Below are 17,636 nucleotides of genomic sequence, written 5' to 3'. Positions count from 1 at the left end.
GAATTTTAATGCAAGAAATTATGTTAGCTATACTCGCAGGATTAATTGTTGGGTTTGTATTTGCCCTAATTAAGTTACCCATCCCAGCACCGCCAGCACTCCCAGGCATTATGGGCATCGTTGGCATTTTCTTAGGGTACAAATTATACGAAATTATTTGGCCGCTTATTTCGAAATAAGGAGCGTGTGACATGGCCTATACGAACTATAAAGGAATGAAGATTTATTATGAAGTACGTGGAAAAGGTGTGCCACTAGTCTTTCTTCATCCTCCAGCGATGTCTCACCTCACGTTTCGTTATCAATCGGAATTACAGCAGATCGGTCAATTGATCTTCATTGATTTACCAGGAAACGGACACAGCATATCTGCGACAAAGAAGGCCTTAACCATTGAAGAGGAAGCAGATTGTGTGCACGCCGTCTTAAAAAAGCTCCGTAGAAAACGTGCGATTCTCATAGGGTATTCAAATGGAGGATCTGTTGCACAAGAAGTTGCCTTGAAATATCCAACAATCATTAATGGACTCATTTTAATCGGTGGTTTTCCAGAAGTATCGAGTGTTCTACTAGAACAAGAGTTCAAGCTAGGAATTTGGGCAGCGAGAAAAGGCTGGCTCCCATTAATTAGTAAGGTTTTAGCTGTCGCTCATTTTAAAAATAACGTTCATCAAACAGAAATGAAGCATTTGATCGAAAAGGTTGATCCAAACTGGTTGGCTGATACGTATCAATATGGATATCACTATCATGCAACGAATCGCTTGAATCAGCTTACGATTCCGCTCCTCCTTTTATATGGGCAACGAGACCTATTTATGCATCCATACATGTACGACTTCGCAAAAAAAGTAGAGGATCTAGAGATTGTGTTCGTTGAAGGTGTCGCTCATCAAGTGCCGACAAAACGATATGAGGAATGTAATCACGCGGTCAAAGAATGGTTGCAGCGAAAAGAATTGCTTTTCTCATAGCCTTGAATACGGCTCTTGATCAATCGGGTGAATAAGTCGGCCTCTGTATGTATCAAGAAAGAGCTTCCCGCACGTCGATTCTTTTTTATTAACTAAATGCAGACCTCTTCTCACTATGGTGCGAAACTCTTGCTTTTTTAAAGCCGTGAGCGTGCCATTTAGTTCGATCATCGCGACCAACACTTCTCCCGCATGTTGCCTTATAGTATTTCTCCGTTTTCAATAATCACCGTTGGATTCCCCAGCGAAGAAACTTCGAGCCTTATGATTTTTAACAGAAACGAATTCAATGATATAAATAATTGCAACAAAGACTACAAAGGTAAAAAACACAGTTTATGCCAGGGGGGAGATTGACATCCTAGACGTCGAAGAGTAAGTTTACTCTAGGAATTCCATTATCTCTTCTTCATTTTATGGTGGGAAAAGAAATAGTACATTATAAGAACCAGATCGTTAAAGATGGTTGTTATTTTAATAGGAGTGAATACATTGGGTAAGAAGAAAAAGCAGTTTGCTGTCATTGGTTTAGGACGTTTCGGAGGAAGTGTTTGTAAAGAACTTTATGAACGTGGTCATGAAGTTTTGGCTATTGATAAGGACGGTGACAAAGTGAATGAATATGTTGCCTACTCGACTCATGCGATGCAAGTGGATACGACGGACGAAAATGCGATGAAGCAGATTGGGATTAGTAACTTTGAACACATCGTTGTCGCGATTGGTGATAATATTCAAGCAAGTATTTTAACGACGCTTGTTTTAAAAGAAATGAATGTGCCAATTGTTTGGGTAAAAGCTCAAAATCATTATCATCACAAAGTATTAGAGAAAATTGGAGCCGATCTTGTTGTCCATCCGGAATCTGACATGGGGCGACGAATTGCTCATAATATGGCTTCAGAAAAAATGATTGATTTCATCGATTTATCGGATGAATATAGCATTGTCGAGTTGCGTGCAACGGATAAAGTACATGAGAAGACATTAGTTAAACTAAATGTCCGTGCTAAATACGGAGTAACGATCTTAGCGATGAAGCGTGGAGAAGAGATGAACATCTCACCTATGCCGGATGACTCGATTCATAAAGGAGATATGCTTGTTGTAATGGGACATAAGCTAGACATTAACCGTTTTGAAGATGAAGGGCTGTAACAATATATAGAGGCTAGGACAAAGTGTTTAGCAGAGAATCCAATCAATGAACAAACTTAGTGGATGAAATATACGTAGATCTTCTCGAGGGTGCGAGTATATTTCAGAAGCGGCTTTTTTCCACTACTCATTATTTGGTCAGATTCTTGCTGATTAAAAACTTTCATCCCAGACTCTTTTTTTACAACAACCCGGATATAATCGTAGCCATTTTTTCTCGTCCTCGTTGAAATATGGAGCGCGATTGATACTTCTCGAGTGTCATTCTCTCCGAGGTGTAAATATCGTGCTCTAGTTCATTAAGCACCGCTTGAATGATCTCTTCGTGGTAGATTAGGCAATTAATTTCATGGTTAATATGAAAACTACGTTTATCGAAATTGGCTGTACCGATATCAGCCATTTGTGAGTCGATGACAATTGCTTTGGCATGAAAGAAACCCCGGTAATATTGATAAATGTCGACGCCTGCGGTTAATAAGTCATCAAAATACGGGTATGCAGCCTCTTTGACAAGTGGATGATCCGCTTTTTTCGGTAGAATTAATCGGACATCCACGCCTCTTCGGGCAGCTTCAATTAACGCTTGTTGTAGTGGTTTTCCAGGAATGTAGTAAGGAGTCCCGATCGTAATCGTTTTTTGTGCTTTTTCAATTAAAGAAATGAACGTCTCTTCTAAATAACTACCGTCTGTCGGTAAGGTACGTAAAGAATGCGGCCCTTTTCTTAAAGAAGGATAGAGCGCTTCCTCTTTTACATACTTTTGTTTCGCTGTTTGCCAGTCTTCCAAAAACTGTTCTTGTAAATCTTGTACTCCATCTCCATCTAACCGTAAGTGATAATCCCGCCAAGGCCCAAATTTGGGGTCGCGTCCTAAGTATTCATCCCCGACATTATACCCACCAATGTAGCCAACACGCCCATCTGTGATAACCAGTTTCCTATGATTACGACGATTGAGAGTGAAAAAGATATAAGGCAAGCTAGGTGGATGAGTGAAGGCGAAACGGACACCACTCTTTCGTAATTTCTTCTTTGTTTTTCTTGATAAACCGCAGCCAAACCGATCGACGAGTAAACGGACAGTAACGCCTTCTCTAGCCTTATCCATCAGCATATTGAGTGTTTTCTTGCCAATATGGTCTTCTTTGAAAATGAAAAAAAGAAGATGGATGTGATGATTGGCTTGTTTAATATCGGCATGAAGATTTCCAAAAAAATCATCTCCATTGCCAAGAAACATCACATCACTAAATCTTGTTACTTGTGTATGGCGTGTTGCGTTGTATTTTTGGCTTTTTAAGCCGAGTACAAAGTCAATTCGAAGCCAAATAATGATAAACAAGACGATAACAATGGTTATTAGGGGACCGCTCATTCAATCCCTCCTTTCTATTATACAAATCTTTTTTTTTAGCATACCCAAATGACGAACTGAATATCGATAAACAGGCAACAGTATGTAGAAAAATAAGCGAAAAAAATTTAATTAATTTATCGACTGAATGCTCATTCAATTAAAAAGTGTGCTATAATGTCCGTAATAATTACTATTTTCTAAACATTCAAATTAGACGTAGCAGCTTATGAGGAGTCAGAAGAACTAGCTAGGTCAAAAAGGGGGACACCACCAATGGAAGCGTTAACATGGGTGAATCTTGTTGCTTTTCTACTTGTGACAGGCTATGCGCTTTATTTATTTGCAAGATTGGTATTCACACGTGTTGAGTACATTAAACTTGGGAAGAAAGCCGAGTTTGATCATTCAATGAAAGAGCGACTTGAGTCAGTGTTGGTCAATGTATTCGGTCAAAAGAAATTACTGAAGGATAAAAAGAGTGGAATTATTCACCTTATGTTCTTCTATGGGTTTTTACTCGTACAGTTAGGCGCGATTGATCTAATTTGGAAAGGACTTGCAGTAGGATCGCATTTACCATTAGGTCCATTGTATCCATACTTCACGTTCTTCCAAGAAATCGTTGTTGTCATGATTTTAATTGCGGTTGTTTGGGCATTTTATCGTCGTTATGTCGAGAAACTAGTTCGCCTAAAGCGCGGATGGAAATCAGGGCTTGTCTTAGTTTTCATCGGTGGATTGATGACGTCTAAGCTTCTTGCAAAAGGAATGGAGATCATCTGGTTAGATAAGTCACTAAGTGGATTTGAGCCGATTGCATCAGGACTTGCTACAGCCTTTAGCTGGCTACCTCCTGCGGTTGCTGGTGGATTATTCTTCGTCTTCTGGTGGATGCATTTATTATTCCTATTAACGTTCCTAGTATATGTTCCACAGTCCAAGCATGCTCACTTAATTGCGGGTCCTGCCAATGTGTTTATGGGACGTACGCACAAGGTTGGTCAATTATCTTCTATTAATTTCGAAGATGAGTCACAAGAACAATTTGGTAACAACAAGATTGAAGACTTCAATCATAAGCAATTACTTGATTTATATGCTTGTGTTGAGTGTGGCCGATGTACGAATATGTGTCCAGCTACGGGAACAGGAAAAATGCTTTCCCCAATGGACTTAATCGTAAAAATGCGTAATCACTTAACGGAAAAAGGGGCAGCGGTTACATCAAGGTCGGCATGGCTTCCTGAATTCGCTTTCTCTAATACAAAAGCCAATCAATTAGCAAGCGTTGGTGCTGGTGGGCAAGAAGCAGCAGCTGGTTACGATGTTAGCTTAATTGGTGATGTCATTACGGAAGAAGAAATTTGGGCATGTACAACGTGTCGTAACTGTGAAGATCAATGCCCGGTTCTAAATGAGCATGTTGATAAAATTATTGATATGCGTCGGTACCTCGTCTTAACAGAAGGTAAGATGGATGCAGATGCACAGCGTGCGATGACAAACATCGAACGTCAAGGTAACCCGTGGGGAATTAGTCGTAAAGAGCGTGAAAACTGGCGCGATGGCCGCGATGATATCCATGTACCAACCGTAAAAGAGCTAGAGAAAAAAGGGGAAGAATTCGAATTCTTGTTCTTTGCAGGCTCGATGGGTTCATATGATAAGCGTAGCCAAAAAATTGCTCAGTCTTTCTCTAAGGTTATGAACGAGGCTGGTGTAACCTTTGCGATTATTGGAAACAAAGAGAAAAACTCAGGGGATACTCCGCGTAGACTTGGGAATGAATTCTTATTCCAAGAGCTAGCTTCTGCTAATATTGAGCTTTTCAATAAACATAATGTGAAAAAGATCGTCACCATTGATCCGCACGCATACAATACCTTTAAGAATGAGTATCCAGAGTTTGGTTTAGAGGGAGTCGAAGTGTATCACCACACCGAGCTTCTAGCTGAACTGATTAAAGAAGGACGTATCAAACCTGTACATGAAGTGAAGGAGAAAGTTGTCTATCATGATTCATGTTACTTAGGACGATACAACGAAGTCTATGAGCCACCGCGTGAGATTTTAGCAGCCATTCCAGGTGTTGAGATTGTTGAGATGGATCGTAACCGTGAAAACGGCATGTGCTGTGGAGCTGGTGGTGGTTTAATGTGGATGGAAGAAGATGCTGGGCAACGTGTGAATGTAGCTCGTACTGAACAAGCATTACAGGTAGAACCATCGTTGATCAGTAGTGGGTGCCCGTATTGCTTAACGATGCTAAGTGATGGAACGAAAGCTAAAGAAGTCGAAGAAGAAGTTCAAACACTCGACATTGTAGAAATTTTAGAAAAATCACTTATCAAGAAGGAAATAGAGCTCGTTCAGTAGAATAGTACAACAGGATCTAAAATGTGTTGAATAATGTAGAGAGCTGTCGACTCGTAATAAGCGAGTCCTGCTCTCATCATTTCTATGTAAATTGTAAGCGCAATCACCTTTTGCGCTTTTTATCTAAAGAGTTACCGAGCGAGCGTTCGGTCAAAAAATGAACCAGTGAAAGGGGTCAGACGATGAAGACAGTTATTGTAAGTGGAGCGCGTACACCTTTTGGGAAATTTGGCGGGGCCTTAAGTCGTTTAACAGCTTCTGAGCTAGGAGGAATAGCACTCAAAGAAACGTTGGCACGTGCCAACTGGAAAGGCGAGCATGTGGACGAGGTTATTGTTGGCAATGTTCTTCAAGCAGGTCAAGGTCAGATTCCTTCTCGTCAAGCATCGAATCATGCCGATATTCCTTGGAGTGTGAAGACAGAAACAATCAATAAAGTTTGTGCATCAGGCATGCGCAGTGTGACACTTGCTGATCAAATAATTCGAGCAGGTGACGGCGACGTGATTCTCGCAGGTGGAATGGAATCGATGAGTAATGCACCTTACTACATGCCCAAAGCAAGATGGGGTGCACGAATGGGCAATGTCGAGATGGTCGATGGCATGGTCTTTGATGGGCTAACCTGTTCGTTCCGCTCAGTCCATATGGGTACTTACGGAAACGGAGTGGCAGATGATCTATCTCTATCACGCGAAGTACAAGATGAGTGGGCAGCGAGAAGTCATGAAAAGGCGCTTAAAGCAATTGAAACTGGTTTATTTGATGAAGAAGTTGTGGGCGTTCCTGTTCCGCAACGAAAAGGGGAGCCTGTTCTTGTCACACGTGACGAGGCGCCTCGTCCTGGGACAACTGCAGAAGGTCTATCTAAATTAAAACCAGCTTTCGGTAAAGACGGCACGATTACAGCAGGCAACGCACCAGGGGTCAACGACGGTGCAGCGGCGATGCTCTTGATGTCTGAATCAAAAGCAAAAGAAGAAGGAATCGCGCCATTGGCAACGATTCTCGCACATCACGCCATTGCGATTGAGCCGGAAAACTTCCCGAAAACACCAGGACTTGTCATTAATGAACTATTAAATAAAGTAGGGAAATCAGCAGCGGATATTGACCTGTTTGAAATCAATGAAGCTTTCGCAGCGGTGGCCCTTGCTAGTAATCAAATTGCCGACCTTGATGAAGAAAAAGTCAATGTTAATGGTGGAGCCGTTGCTCTTGGTCACCCAATCGGAGCAAGTGGAGCAAGAATTATCTTAACACTTATTCATGAGTTGAAGCGTCGTGGTGGAGGCCTTGGTATTGCAGCGATTTGTAGTGGTGGCGGTCAAGGGGATGCCATTTTAGTCGAAGTTAACTAATCACATTCACATAAAGAGGAGTCGAGCATACATGAGTATAAAAAAAGTAATGGTCATCGGAGCAGGACAGATGGGGTCTGGAATCGCACAAGTGCATGCGATGGCAGGTATTGATGTTGTGTTACATGATTTGAAAACGGATTTTGTTGATCGAGGACTTGCTTCAATCCAGAAGAACTTAAATCGTCAAGTTGAAAAAGGGCGTTTAGAAGAGACAGAGCGGGATGCAATACTAGCTCGCTTAACGCCTTCTACGGATTTAGAGAATGCCGCGACAGTTGACCTAGTCATTGAGGCAGCTGTTGAAAACATGGAGATTAAATCAAAGCTATTTGCTGATCTTGATAAAATAGCTCCAGCGCATGCGATTTTAGCAACGAATACGTCGTCGCTACCAATTACGGAGATTGCTGCAGCGACCAGTCGTCCTGAAAAAGTTATCGGCATGCATTTTATGAATCCAGTTCCTGTGATGAAGTTAGTTGAGATCATTCGAGGGCTTGCGACAACCGATGAAGTCTACCAGGTTATCGAAGATTTATCTCGTACGTTGTCAAAGACACCAGTTGAAGTCAATGATTTCCCTGGATTTGTGTCGAACCGCATCTTAATGCCAATGATTAACGAAGCGATCTTTACCGTCTATGAAGGAGTCGCAACACCTGAGGCTGTCGATGAAGTGATGAAACTTGGTATGAACCATCCGATGGGCCCGCTAACACTGGCTGACTTTATTGGTTTAGATACATGCCTCTATATTATGGAAACTCTTCATGAAGGATTTGGCGATGATAAATACCGTCCATGTCCACTGCTTCGTAAATACGTTAAGGCTGGTTGGTTAGGAAAGAAAACAGGCAGAGGGTTTTACGTTTACGAATAAGAGGCTAAGACATAACTAAAGTGTTTGACTTAGGATATGAACGAAGCGCAAATTTAGCGCATGAAATATACGTAGACTCCTGCGGGATGAAAAGCAACGGTGAGACCCCACAGTGCGGAGCACGAGGAGGCTCACCAGCTTCCTCGCGGGTGCGAAGTATATTTCAGGAGCGGTTTATATAAGCCACAACCATTATGTTCAAAATTCCATACGTTAAAATACTTTTGTCCCAGCCGCGTCACACAGCCGCTATAGAAATTGACAACTAGATCCTGGAGGTGTTGAGGATGAATTTACGTTTTACAGAAGAACAAGAAATGATGCGCAAGATGGTTCGTGACTTCGCCCAAGAACAAATTACACCGTTTATTGAAGAGATGGAAGAGAATGAAACGTTCCCACGTGAGATTGTGAAAAAAATGGGGGAGCTTGGGTTAATGGGAATTCCGATACCAGAAGAGTACGGCGGAGCTGGGATGGATTTTACTTCCTATATTATTGCCATTCATGAGCTTTCTAAGGTGAGTGCGACAGTTGGTGTTATTTTATCTGTACATACATCAGTCGGTACAAACCCAATTCTTTATTTCGGAACTGAAGAGCAAAAACAAAAGTACATTCCGAAGCTTGCAAGTGGTGAATACTTAGGCGCGTTTGGATTAACGGAGCCAAGTGCTGGGTCTGATGCAGGAAGCTTAAAGACGACAGCCAAAAAAATTGGCGATGAATATGTGTTAAACGGTTCAAAAGTATTCATTACAAATGGCGGCGAAGCAAATGTTTACATCGTCTTTGCTTCAACCGATGCCACGCTTGGCACAAAAGGAATCTCAGCCTTTATCGTTGATGCAGACACTCCTGGTTTCTCCGTTGGGAAAAAGGAAAAGAAAATGGGGTTACACGGATCGAATACAACGGAGTTAACGTTTGAAGATGCGCGCATTCCAGCTAGTAGTCTATTAGGTCAAGAAGGAGAAGGCTTTAAGATTGCGATGTCTAATCTAGATGCAGGGCGCATTGGGATTGCCGCTCAATCTCTTGGGATTGCTGAAGCAGCTCTAGAGGCTGCAACGGGCTACGCAAAAGAACGTAAGCAATTTGGAAAACCGATTGGCATGCAGCAAGGACTTGGTTTCAAATTAGCCGATATGGCAACAAGCGTCGAGGGCTCAAAACTATTAGTCTATCGCGCAGCAAAACTACGTGAGCTTGGAATGAACAGTGGAAAAGAAGCATCCATGGCTAAATTATTTGCTTCACGCACGGCCGTAAATGTATCGATTGAAGCCGTGCAAGTCTTTGGTGGATACGGATATACGAAAGATTATCCGGTCGAACGATTTTTCCGTGATGCAAAAATTTGTGAGATTTACGAAGGAACAAGTGAAATACAACGCATTGTTATCAGTAAACAACTACTAGCCGATTAAAGGGGAGACAATATAATGAACTTTTTATTAACAGATGAGCAAGATATGATTCGTAAAATGGTCCGTGATTTCGCGAAAAATGAAGTAGAACCAACAGCAGCGGAACGTGATGAAGAAGAACGCTTTGACCTTGAGATTTTCAACAAGATGGCAGAGCTTGGATTAACAGGGATTCCTTGGCCTGAAGAGTATGGTGGAATTGGTGGGGACTATGTCAGCTACTGTATCGCGGTTGAAGAACTTTCACGCGTTTGTGCCTCAACTGGGGTCACTTTATCCGCGCACACATCACTTGCTGGCTGGCCTGTGTACAAATTCGGTACAGAGGAACAAAAGCAGACTTTCTTGCGACCAATGGCAGAGGGCAAGAAAATTGGTGCGTACGGCTTAACTGAGCCAAGTTCAGGATCAGATGCAGCAGGAATGAAGACGACAGCTATTCTTGACGGTGATGATTATATTATCAACGGCTCGAAGATCTTTATTACCAATGGTGGGATTGCTGACATTTATATCGTCTTTGCGGTGACGGACCCAGAAGCACGCCATAAAGGAACAACAGCCTTTATCGTCGAAGCAGATACACCAGGATTCTCTGTCGGCAAGAAAGAGAAGAAGCTAGGGATTCGTTCTTCCCCTACAACTGAGATTATTTTTGAAGATTGCCGTGTACCGAAAGCAAATATGCTCGGAAAAGAAGGAGAAGGCTTTAAAGTAGCGATGATGACACTTGATGGCGGACGTAACGGGATTGCCGCTCAAGCTGTCGGGATTGCTCAAGGAGCCCTTGATGCTGCTGTTGGCTATGCCAAAGAACGCAAGCAGTTTGGAAAAGCAATTGGTGTTCAGCAAGGGATCGGCTTTAAGCTTGCGGATATGGCAACGAAGATCGAAGCAAGCCGTCTGTTAACATATCAAGCTGCATGGAGAGAAAGCGAAGGCATCTCATATGGAAAAGAATCGGCGATGTCGAAGTTATTTGCCGGGGATACGGCGATGGATGTCACGGTCGAAGCGGTGCAAGTCTTTGGTGGATATGGCTATACAAAAGACTATCCAGTGGAGCGCTATATGCGTGATGCGAAAATCACTCAAATCTATGAAGGAACAAATGAAATTCAACGCCTCGTCATTTCAAAGATGTTATTAGCTGACTAATACACATTAATGATAGATCGTAGCTTCAATCTTTAGTATGCTAATAAGTACACAAAAAAAGAGGGCGATGCCAAATAGAGCTGGATAAGCTCTATGGCACGTTCATCTCATGAAGATTGAAGAACAACGATAAAAGGAAGTAGGTTGACAGGTTTGAAGAAAAAAGCAGTGCCGTCGATGGTCAAAGATCAACAATTAGTTAAAAAACGTCGGGAGCAAATGGTCAAAGGCGCCGTTCGATTATTCATCGAGAAAGGCTTTCACCGCACAACAACGAGAGAAATCGCCAAAGAGTCGGGGTTTAGTATCGGCACACTCTATGAATACATTGGATCAAAAGAAGATGTGCTCTACCTTGTCTGTGATGCTATCTATGAAGAAGTGCGAGGCCAACTAGATCAACAAATCGATACGAAAGCAGTCGGCATCAATCGTTTAAAAAGTGCTATCGCTACCTATTTTAGAGTAATCGACCACTTACAAGATGAGGTTCTTGTCATGTATCAGGAAGCGAAGTCGCTACCAGAGGAAGCATTAATGTACGTTCTGGAAAAAGAAGTAGAGATGACTGAGATGTTTGAGACGATTATTCGTGAATATGTTGAAGAATATGAGATCGATGTAAGTGATGACAAGATCAAACTCATGAGCCATAACATTTTAGTGCAAGGACATATGTGGACATTCCGCCGCTGGGCGATCCGCAAATTGTATACATTAGAGGAGTACACAAAGCTTCAAAGTGAGCACTTGCTCGCACCGATTTTATCTGTTTCTAAAAAATGATCAGCCCGTCTAAGGGTTATATAGGGAGGAAACATGATGTCAACAACTCAAGCTTATAAGCCAACAAACCATGTGCGTTTTGTCACGGCTTCTAGTTTATTTGATGGTCACGATGCGTCGATTAATATAATGCGTAGAATCCTGCAAGCGAGTGGTGCTGAGGTAATTCACCTCGGGCACAATCGCTCTGTTGAGGAAATTGTAAACGCCGCCATACAAGAGGATGTCCAAGGAATTGCAATCTCTTCATACCAAGGTGGCCATGTTGAATTCTTTAAATACTGCCATGACTTGCTCCAAGAAAAAAATGCAGGACATATCCGTATTTATGGCGGTGGTGGTGGAGTTATCACACCTCCAGAAATTCGTGAACTTCATGAATACGGGATTACGCATATTTTCTCACCAGATGATGGGCGTGAACGTGGCCTTCAAGGGATGATTGACGACATGATAAAAGAATGTGATTTCCCTACCGTCGATCAAGTGTCAGAAGAGCTAACGGTGTTAAAAGAAAAAAATGCACGCGCCGTCGCTCGTTGCATTTCATATGCTGAACTTCATGCCGAATCAAAAAAAGAATTAGCAGCAACGCTAGAAGACACGTTAGAGCAACTGAAGCAAATGACGACTGATGTGCCCGTGCTTGGAATTACCGGTACAGGTGGCGCGGGGAAAAGTTCTTTAACTGATGAACTCGTACGTCGTTTCTTGAATGAATTTTCTGACAAGACGATTGCGATATTATCGGTTGACCCGACTAAACAAAAAACAGGCGGTGCGTTACTTGGAGACCGGATTCGCATGAATTCAATCCATAACTCGCGCGTGTTCATGCGTAGCTTGGCAACACGTAATTCAAGAAAAGAAATCTCTGATAGCATTCGCGATGCCATTGATGTCGTTAAAGCAGCTGGATACGATCTTGTCATTGTTGAAACGAGCGGTATTGGGCAAGGAGATGCAGAGATTACCGAAGTGTCCGATGTGTCACTCTATGTGATGACAAGTGAATATGGTGCGCCTTCGCAATTAGAAAAAATTGATATGATCGATTTCGCTGATGTAATTGCGATTAATAAATTTGATCGTAGAGGCTCAGAGGATGCGCTTCGTCATGTACGCAAGCAGTACCAACGCAGCCGGACTCGTTTTGAGGAAGCGCCTGAGGAGATGCCTGTTTACGGCACGATTGCTAGCCAGTTTAATGACATCGGGACGAATACGTTGTTTGCTGCTCTAATGAATACATTGAACGAGAAATGCGGAACTGAATTTAACACATCCATTGAAACGAGTACAGAAGTGATTAAGCAGAATGTCATCATTCCACCTGAACAAATACAGTACTTACGTGACATCGTTCAGTCTGTTCGACAATACAAAAAAATGACAGACGATCAAGTGGAGATCGCACGAAAGATTTATCAACTAACAGGTACAATGGATGCTCTAGAGCAACATGGTGTGACCTCTGAAGAAGTGCTCACGCAACTCAATGAAACAAAGAAGATGTATGAAGAAAAGTTACACCCAACATGCAAATTAATCTTAGATAACTGGGAGACATTGAAAGAGTCTTACAGTGGGGACACCTATGTAACAAAAAGCCGTGATAAAGAAATTGTAACGGAGCTGACAACTGAAAGCTTATCAGGGCTGAAAATTCCAAAGGTGGCACTGCCTAAATTTACAGACTGGGGCGAAATTTTACGTTGGACAATGGAAGAAAATGTCCCTGGTTCATTCCCGTACACAGCAGGCGTGTTTCCGTTCAAGCGTAAAGGTGAAGACCCTAAACGTCAGTTTGCAGGAGAAGGGACACCTGAGCGCACGAATCGTCGCTTCCACTACTTATCTAAAGATGATGATGCCAAGCGCCTAAGTACGGCGTTTGATTCAGTGACACTGTATGGTGAGGACCCTGACCATCGTCCAGATATTTACGGAAAAGTAGGAGAAAGTGGCGTAAGTATTTGTACCCTTGATGATATGAAAAAATTGTATGATGGATTTGATTTATGTGCTCCGTCTACGTCAGTCTCAATGACTATTAACGGACCAGCACCGATTATTTTAGCGATGTTTATGAATACGGCGATCGATCAGCAAGTAGAAGCATTTACAAAAGAAAATGGACGTGAGCCGAGTGCTGAAGAATATCAAGATGTAAAAGCTCGTACGCTCGCAACTGTGCGCGGAACGGTTCAAGCAGACATTCTAAAAGAAGACCAAGGTCAAAATACATGCATCTTCTCAACAGAGTTCGCTCTACGGATGATGGGGGATATTCAAGAATACTTTATTGACCATCAAGTTCGTAATTACTACTCTGTCTCGATTTCTGGCTACCACATCGCAGAAGCGGGTGCGAATCCAATTAGTCAATTAGCCTTTACCTTGGCAAATGGCTTCACGTATGTGGAATACTACCTAAGCCGTGGCATGGACATTAATAAGTTTGCACCAAATCTATCATTCTTCTTCAGTAACGGACTAGACCCTGAATATGCGGTCATTGGCCGAGTCGCACGTCGCATTTGGTCAACGGTAATGAAGAATAAATACGAGGCAAACGAGCGCAGCCAAAAGTTGAAATATCATGTACAAACATCCGGTCGCTCTCTTCATGCCCAAGAAATTGATTTCAATGATATCCGCACAACCTTGCAAGCGCTGATGGCGATTTATGATAACTGTAACTCTCTTCATACGAATGCATTTGATGAAGCGATTACTACACCGACTGAACAATCAGTCCGCCGCGCGATGGCGATTCAAATGATTATCACTAAAGAACTAGGCCTAGCCAAAAATGAAAACTCTATTCAAGGATCATATATTATTGAAGAGTTAACAAACTTAGTTGAAGAAGCCGTTCTACAAGAACTAGAGCGCATCAACGACCGAGGCGGAGTGCTTGGAGCGATGGAGACACAATACCAACGCAGTAAAATCCAAGAAGAGTCAATGCACTATGAAATGAAAAAGCATACAGGTGAGCTTCCGATTATCGGTGTGAACACTTACATGAATCCGAACGAAAAGAAAGATGAAGAATTTACGATGGAACTGGCCCGTGCAACGAAGGAAGAAAAAGAACAACAAATCACCAACCTACGCGCCTTCCAAGAACGTCACCAAAACGAAACAGAACAAGCATTAAAGAATCTTCAACAAACAGCAATCAACGGCGGCAACATCTTCGAAGAACTCATCGAAACCGTCAAAGTAGCTAGCCTAGGCCAAATCTCCACCGCCCTCTACCAAGTAGGCGGCCAATATAGAAGAAATATGTAATAAAGAAAAGCGGAGGCGACTGTTCTGGGATGAGGGAAAACTAGGAGGAGCCAAAAGAAGTCGCTTTTTGACTTCGTTGGATTCACCGGTTTTACCCAAGGCCCAAGGAGCTGAAGCTAGCCAGAAAAGCGGAGGACTCCGAAGCTAGCCAAGAAAAGCGGAGGAGTCCGTTAAGCGGCGTATAAAATGTAGTGCGGCGACCTTGTTTTCCATTTTCTTACTCCATCTGCGCGAAAACTAGTAGATTTCGCGCGGAAATACCTGGTATTTGCGCGTAAGTCACTGAGTTTTGCGCGAAAATGACCAATGTTAACGCGAACACTACCTCAAAAGCAAATGAACATTTGAAAAAAGACAGTCAACTGGCTGTCTTTTTGTCAGTTCACTGCTTCTAGTAGCTCTATATCTTGACAATTATACTTTTTCATCTACAATCTAGCATAATTAGATAAAATGTGTTTATAATGAAAGGTATGAACTTTATGCCAAAATTGAATAAAGTAATAGATGCAAGAAATGCTGAAAGGACGTGCGGATGTTGAAGCTACGTAAGATGGACAAGGAAGACCTACAAGAGCTATCAATGATTGAAATTGCTTATGCTCTAATGACAGAAAAGCGCAAACCGTATTATTTTAATGACTTAGTTAGTGAGATCATGGAACTGAAAAAAATGCCTAAAGCAGAAGCAAAAGGGCGCATGGCGTTCCTTTATACAGACTTAAATATCGATGGTCGTTTCATAACGCTCGGAGATAATAACTGGGGCTTAAAAAGCTGGTATCCTCATGAGCAGTCAGAGGAAGATATTACTGCACCTGTGAACCCACGTAAGAAAGCAACAAAATCAGATGATCAACTACTAGATGATCCAGAAGATTTTGATGATGAGTTTGAAGATTTAGAAGACGAGCTAGACGAAATTTCTAATGATGAAGATTCAGATGACGATGATTTCACTGTAAAAGAAGAGTTAGATGGTTTTGATGCAGATGATGACGACGATGAAGAAGATTTAGACGAAGACGAAGATCGTTAATCTCTAATTTCGTTTCAAACAGAGACTTGACTTCTTGGTGTGAACTAGGTAGAATCATTTTTGGGCTTTATTAAAAGCAAATGCATATTACTATGACTCAAACAAAAGTGCGCCCCCTTTCTAGGGTGAGCTGTCGCTTTTGTTTTTTTTATTATAACGACTAGTTTTGGTGGAAATACATCTCGGAAGAAGAAAAGAGGAGTCGATCAAAATGGCAACTAAGTATATTTTTGTGACAGGCGGCGTTGTATCATCACTAGGTAAAGGAATTACAGCAGCTTCATTAGGTCGTTTACTGAAAAATCGCGGATTAAAAGTAACGATTCAAAAATTTGATCCATACATTAATGTGGACCCGGGAACAATGAGTCCTTATCAACATGGTGAAGTTTTTGTAACAGATGACGGTGCTGAAACGGATCTTGACCTTGGTCACTATGAGCGTTTTATCGATATCAACTTAAGCCAAAATAGCAACGTCACAACAGGAAGAATCTACTCAACGGTCTTGAGAAAAGAGCGTCGTGGTGATTATCTTGGTGGAACTGTACAAGTTATCCCACATGTGACAAATGAAATCAAAGAGCGTGTATTCCGTGCAGGCCGCGAAACAAATGCCGATGTTGTCATCACAGAGATTGGCGGTACGGTTGGTGATATTGAAAGCCTACCTTTCTTAGAGGCGATTCGCCAAATTAAGAGCGATATTGGTATTGATAACGTCATGTATGTACATTGTACACTTATTCCATACCTTGCTGCCGCAGGTGAAATGAAGTCAAAACCGACTCAACATAGCGTGAAAGAATTACGTAGTCTTGGTATCCAACCGAATGTCATTGTAGTTCGTACGGAAAGACCCGTGCCTCAAGATATGAAAGAAAAAATTGCTCTATTCTGTGACATCAAGAAAGACTCTGTAATTGAAGCACGTGATGCAGACACACTTTATCAAGTGCCACTTGATCTTCAAGCACAGAACTTTGATCAGATCGTTTGTGACCATTTAAAGCTTTCAACAAAAGAAGCGGAAATGACCGAATGGAATTCATTGGTAGAGAAAGTACAAAACTTATCAAACAAAGTGAAGATTGCTCTTGTTGGTAAATATGTTGCCTTACCTGATGCGTATCTATCTGTTGCAGAAGCACTTCGCCATGCAGGGTATTCATTCGATGCAGAACTTGAGATTGACTGGGTTGATGCGGAGAAAGTAAACGATGAAAATGTAGCAACACTTCTACAAGATGCCGACGGAGTGTTAATTCCAGGTGGATTCGGTGATCGCGGAATCGAAGGGAAAATTTCAGCGATTAAATATGCGCGTGAAAACAAGGTTCCATTCTTAGGTATATGCTTAGGGATGCAACTAGCAACAGTTGAGTTCGCTCGTAACGTATTAGGACTAGAGGGAGCAAACTCTGCAGAGCTGAATCCTGAAACACCATACCCAATTATTGACCTTCTTCCTGAACAAAAAGATATTGAAGACCTTGGTGGAACACTGCGTCTTGGCCTTTATCCTTGTAAATTGGTTGATGGTTCTATCGCACAAGCGGCTTACGGAGAGCAAGTAGTGTATGAGCGTCACCGTCACCGTTATGAGTTTAACAATGAATACCGTGAGCAAATGGAGGAAGCTGGCTTCACGTTCTCAGGGACAAGCCCTGATGGTCGTTTAGTAGAAATTGTTGAGCTTGAAGATCATCCTTACTTCATCGCTTCACAGTTCCATCCAGAATTCGTTTCACGTCCAACGCGTCCACAGCCACTATTTCGTGACTTTATTGGCGCATCCGTAAAAAAATAAC

Annotated in this window: 14 protein-coding genes; 12 read left to right on the top strand and 2 right to left on the bottom strand. The window is 42.1% G+C overall.

Annotated elements, in window-relative coordinates:
- Window positions 1–8: 8 nt before the first annotated feature.
- Together CDZ88_RS14475 and CDZ88_RS14470 are read left to right on the top strand one after the other, a co-directional pair.
- Complete coding sequence (locus CDZ88_RS14475; protein WP_100374219.1) at window positions 9–179, top strand: XapX domain-containing protein; 171 nt, start codon at window positions 9–11, stop codon at window positions 177–179.
- A 12-nt stretch (window positions 180–191) separates the two neighbouring features.
- The gene (locus CDZ88_RS14470; RefSeq protein WP_100374218.1) at window positions 192–974 is read left to right on the top strand and encodes an alpha/beta fold hydrolase; all 783 of its coding nucleotides are present in this window, start codon (window positions 192–194) and stop codon (window positions 972–974) included.
- On the opposite strand, the gene CDZ88_RS14465 is transcribed toward CDZ88_RS14470, so the two are convergent.
- Window positions 969–1,145, bottom strand: a complete 177-nt coding sequence (locus tag CDZ88_RS14465; RefSeq protein WP_157796569.1) for a hypothetical protein — start codon at window positions 1,143–1,145, stop codon at window positions 969–971. The genes CDZ88_RS14470 and CDZ88_RS14465 overlap by 6 nt on opposite strands.
- A gap of 321 nt (window positions 1,146–1,466) precedes the next feature.
- Here CDZ88_RS14465 and CDZ88_RS14460 point away from each other — a divergent pair, with 321 nt between their 5' ends.
- Window positions 1,467–2,132, top strand: a complete 666-nt coding sequence (locus tag CDZ88_RS14460; RefSeq protein WP_100374216.1) for a potassium channel family protein — start codon at window positions 1,467–1,469, stop codon at window positions 2,130–2,132.
- Window positions 2,133–2,313: 181 nt separating this feature from the next.
- On the opposite strand, the gene cls is transcribed toward CDZ88_RS14460, so the two are convergent.
- Entirely contained in the window at window positions 2,314–3,510 is a 1,197-nt protein-coding gene (gene cls / locus CDZ88_RS14455; RefSeq protein ID WP_100374215.1) for a cardiolipin synthase, read from the bottom strand.
- Between the two features lie 255 nt (window positions 3,511–3,765).
- Between cls and CDZ88_RS14450 the strand changes: the two genes are divergently transcribed.
- The 9 genes from CDZ88_RS14450 to CDZ88_RS14410 all read left to right on the top strand — a co-directional run bounded on the left by CDZ88_RS14450 (window position 3,766) and on the right by CDZ88_RS14410 (window position 17,635).
- Window positions 3,766–5,868 (top strand): (Fe-S)-binding protein, encoded by a 2,103-nt coding sequence (locus CDZ88_RS14450; RefSeq protein ID WP_100374214.1) that lies wholly within the window; start codon window positions 3,766–3,768, stop codon window positions 5,866–5,868.
- A gap of 182 nt (window positions 5,869–6,050) precedes the next feature.
- Entirely contained in the window at window positions 6,051–7,229 is a 1,179-nt protein-coding gene (locus tag CDZ88_RS14445) for an acetyl-CoA C-acetyltransferase (protein ID WP_100374213.1), read from the top strand.
- Window positions 7,230–7,260: 31 nt separating this feature from the next.
- A complete protein-coding gene (locus CDZ88_RS14440) occupies window positions 7,261–8,112 on the top strand; it encodes a 3-hydroxybutyryl-CoA dehydrogenase (protein WP_100374212.1) in 852 nt (283 codons plus the stop codon).
- Between the two features lie 287 nt (window positions 8,113–8,399).
- Window positions 8,400–9,542: an acyl-CoA dehydrogenase gene (locus CDZ88_RS14435; RefSeq protein ID WP_100374211.1), complete on the top strand. Its 1,143-nt coding sequence runs from the start codon at window positions 8,400–8,402 to the stop codon at window positions 9,540–9,542.
- 15 nt (window positions 9,543–9,557) lie between these two features.
- The gene (locus CDZ88_RS14430) at window positions 9,558–10,700 is read left to right on the top strand and encodes an acyl-CoA dehydrogenase (protein ID WP_100374210.1); all 1,143 of its coding nucleotides are present in this window, start codon (window positions 9,558–9,560) and stop codon (window positions 10,698–10,700) included.
- A 153-nt stretch (window positions 10,701–10,853) separates the two neighbouring features.
- A complete protein-coding gene (locus CDZ88_RS14425) occupies window positions 10,854–11,486 on the top strand; it encodes a TetR/AcrR family transcriptional regulator (protein WP_100374712.1) in 633 nt (210 codons plus the stop codon).
- 36 nt (window positions 11,487–11,522) lie between these two features.
- A complete protein-coding gene (gene icmF / locus CDZ88_RS14420; protein ID WP_100374209.1) occupies window positions 11,523–14,786 on the top strand; it encodes a fused isobutyryl-CoA mutase/GTPase IcmF in 3,264 nt (1,087 codons plus the stop codon).
- A gap of 535 nt (window positions 14,787–15,321) precedes the next feature.
- The gene (gene rpoE / locus CDZ88_RS14415; protein WP_332849227.1) at window positions 15,322–15,825 is read left to right on the top strand and encodes a DNA-directed RNA polymerase subunit delta; all 504 of its coding nucleotides are present in this window, start codon (window positions 15,322–15,324) and stop codon (window positions 15,823–15,825) included.
- A 211-nt stretch (window positions 15,826–16,036) separates the two neighbouring features.
- Complete coding sequence (locus CDZ88_RS14410) at window positions 16,037–17,635, top strand: CTP synthase (protein ID WP_100374208.1); 1,599 nt, start codon at window positions 16,037–16,039, stop codon at window positions 17,633–17,635.
- Window position 17,636: the final 1 nt, after the last annotated feature.

The organism is Bacillus sp. FJAT-45037 (genome assembly GCF_002797325.1).
GTDB lineage: Bacteria > Bacillota > Bacilli > Bacillales > Bacillaceae_D > Alkalihalophilus.
Note: the sequence above shows the minus strand (reverse complement) of the source record. Positions and strands in the feature narration are given on the sequence as shown.

Excerpts from the sequence above, each read along its gene's own strand:
- CDZ88_RS14410 (WP_100374208.1), top strand. The coding sequence starts at position 16,037 with ATGGCAACTAAGTATATTTTTGTGACAGGCGGCGTTGTATCATCACTA.
- CDZ88_RS14445 (WP_100374213.1), top strand. The coding sequence starts at position 6,051 with ATGAAGACAGTTATTGTAAGTGGAGCGCGTACACCTTTTGGGAAATTT.
- CDZ88_RS14430 (WP_100374210.1), top strand. The coding sequence starts at position 9,558 with ATGAACTTTTTATTAACAGATGAGCAAGATATGATTCGTAAAATGGTC.
- CDZ88_RS14440 (WP_100374212.1), top strand. The coding sequence starts at position 7,261 with ATGAGTATAAAAAAAGTAATGGTCATCGGAGCAGGACAGATGGGGTCT.
- icmF (WP_100374209.1), top strand. The coding sequence starts at position 11,523 with ATGTCAACAACTCAAGCTTATAAGCCAACAAACCATGTGCGTTTTGTC.
- CDZ88_RS14465 (WP_157796569.1), bottom strand. The coding sequence starts at position 1,145 with ATGATCGAACTAAATGGCACGCTCACGGCTTTAAAAAAGCAAGAGTTT.
- CDZ88_RS14475 (WP_100374219.1), top strand. The coding sequence starts at position 9 with ATGCAAGAAATTATGTTAGCTATACTCGCAGGATTAATTGTTGGGTTT.
- cls (WP_100374215.1), bottom strand. The coding sequence starts at position 3,510 with ATGAGCGGTCCCCTAATAACCATTGTTATCGTCTTGTTTATCATTATT.
- CDZ88_RS14470 (WP_100374218.1), top strand. The coding sequence starts at position 192 with ATGGCCTATACGAACTATAAAGGAATGAAGATTTATTATGAAGTACGT.
- CDZ88_RS14435 (WP_100374211.1), top strand. The coding sequence starts at position 8,400 with ATGAATTTACGTTTTACAGAAGAACAAGAAATGATGCGCAAGATGGTT.
- rpoE (WP_332849227.1), top strand. The coding sequence starts at position 15,322 with ATGTTGAAGCTACGTAAGATGGACAAGGAAGACCTACAAGAGCTATCA.
- CDZ88_RS14450 (WP_100374214.1), top strand. The coding sequence starts at position 3,766 with ATGGAAGCGTTAACATGGGTGAATCTTGTTGCTTTTCTACTTGTGACA.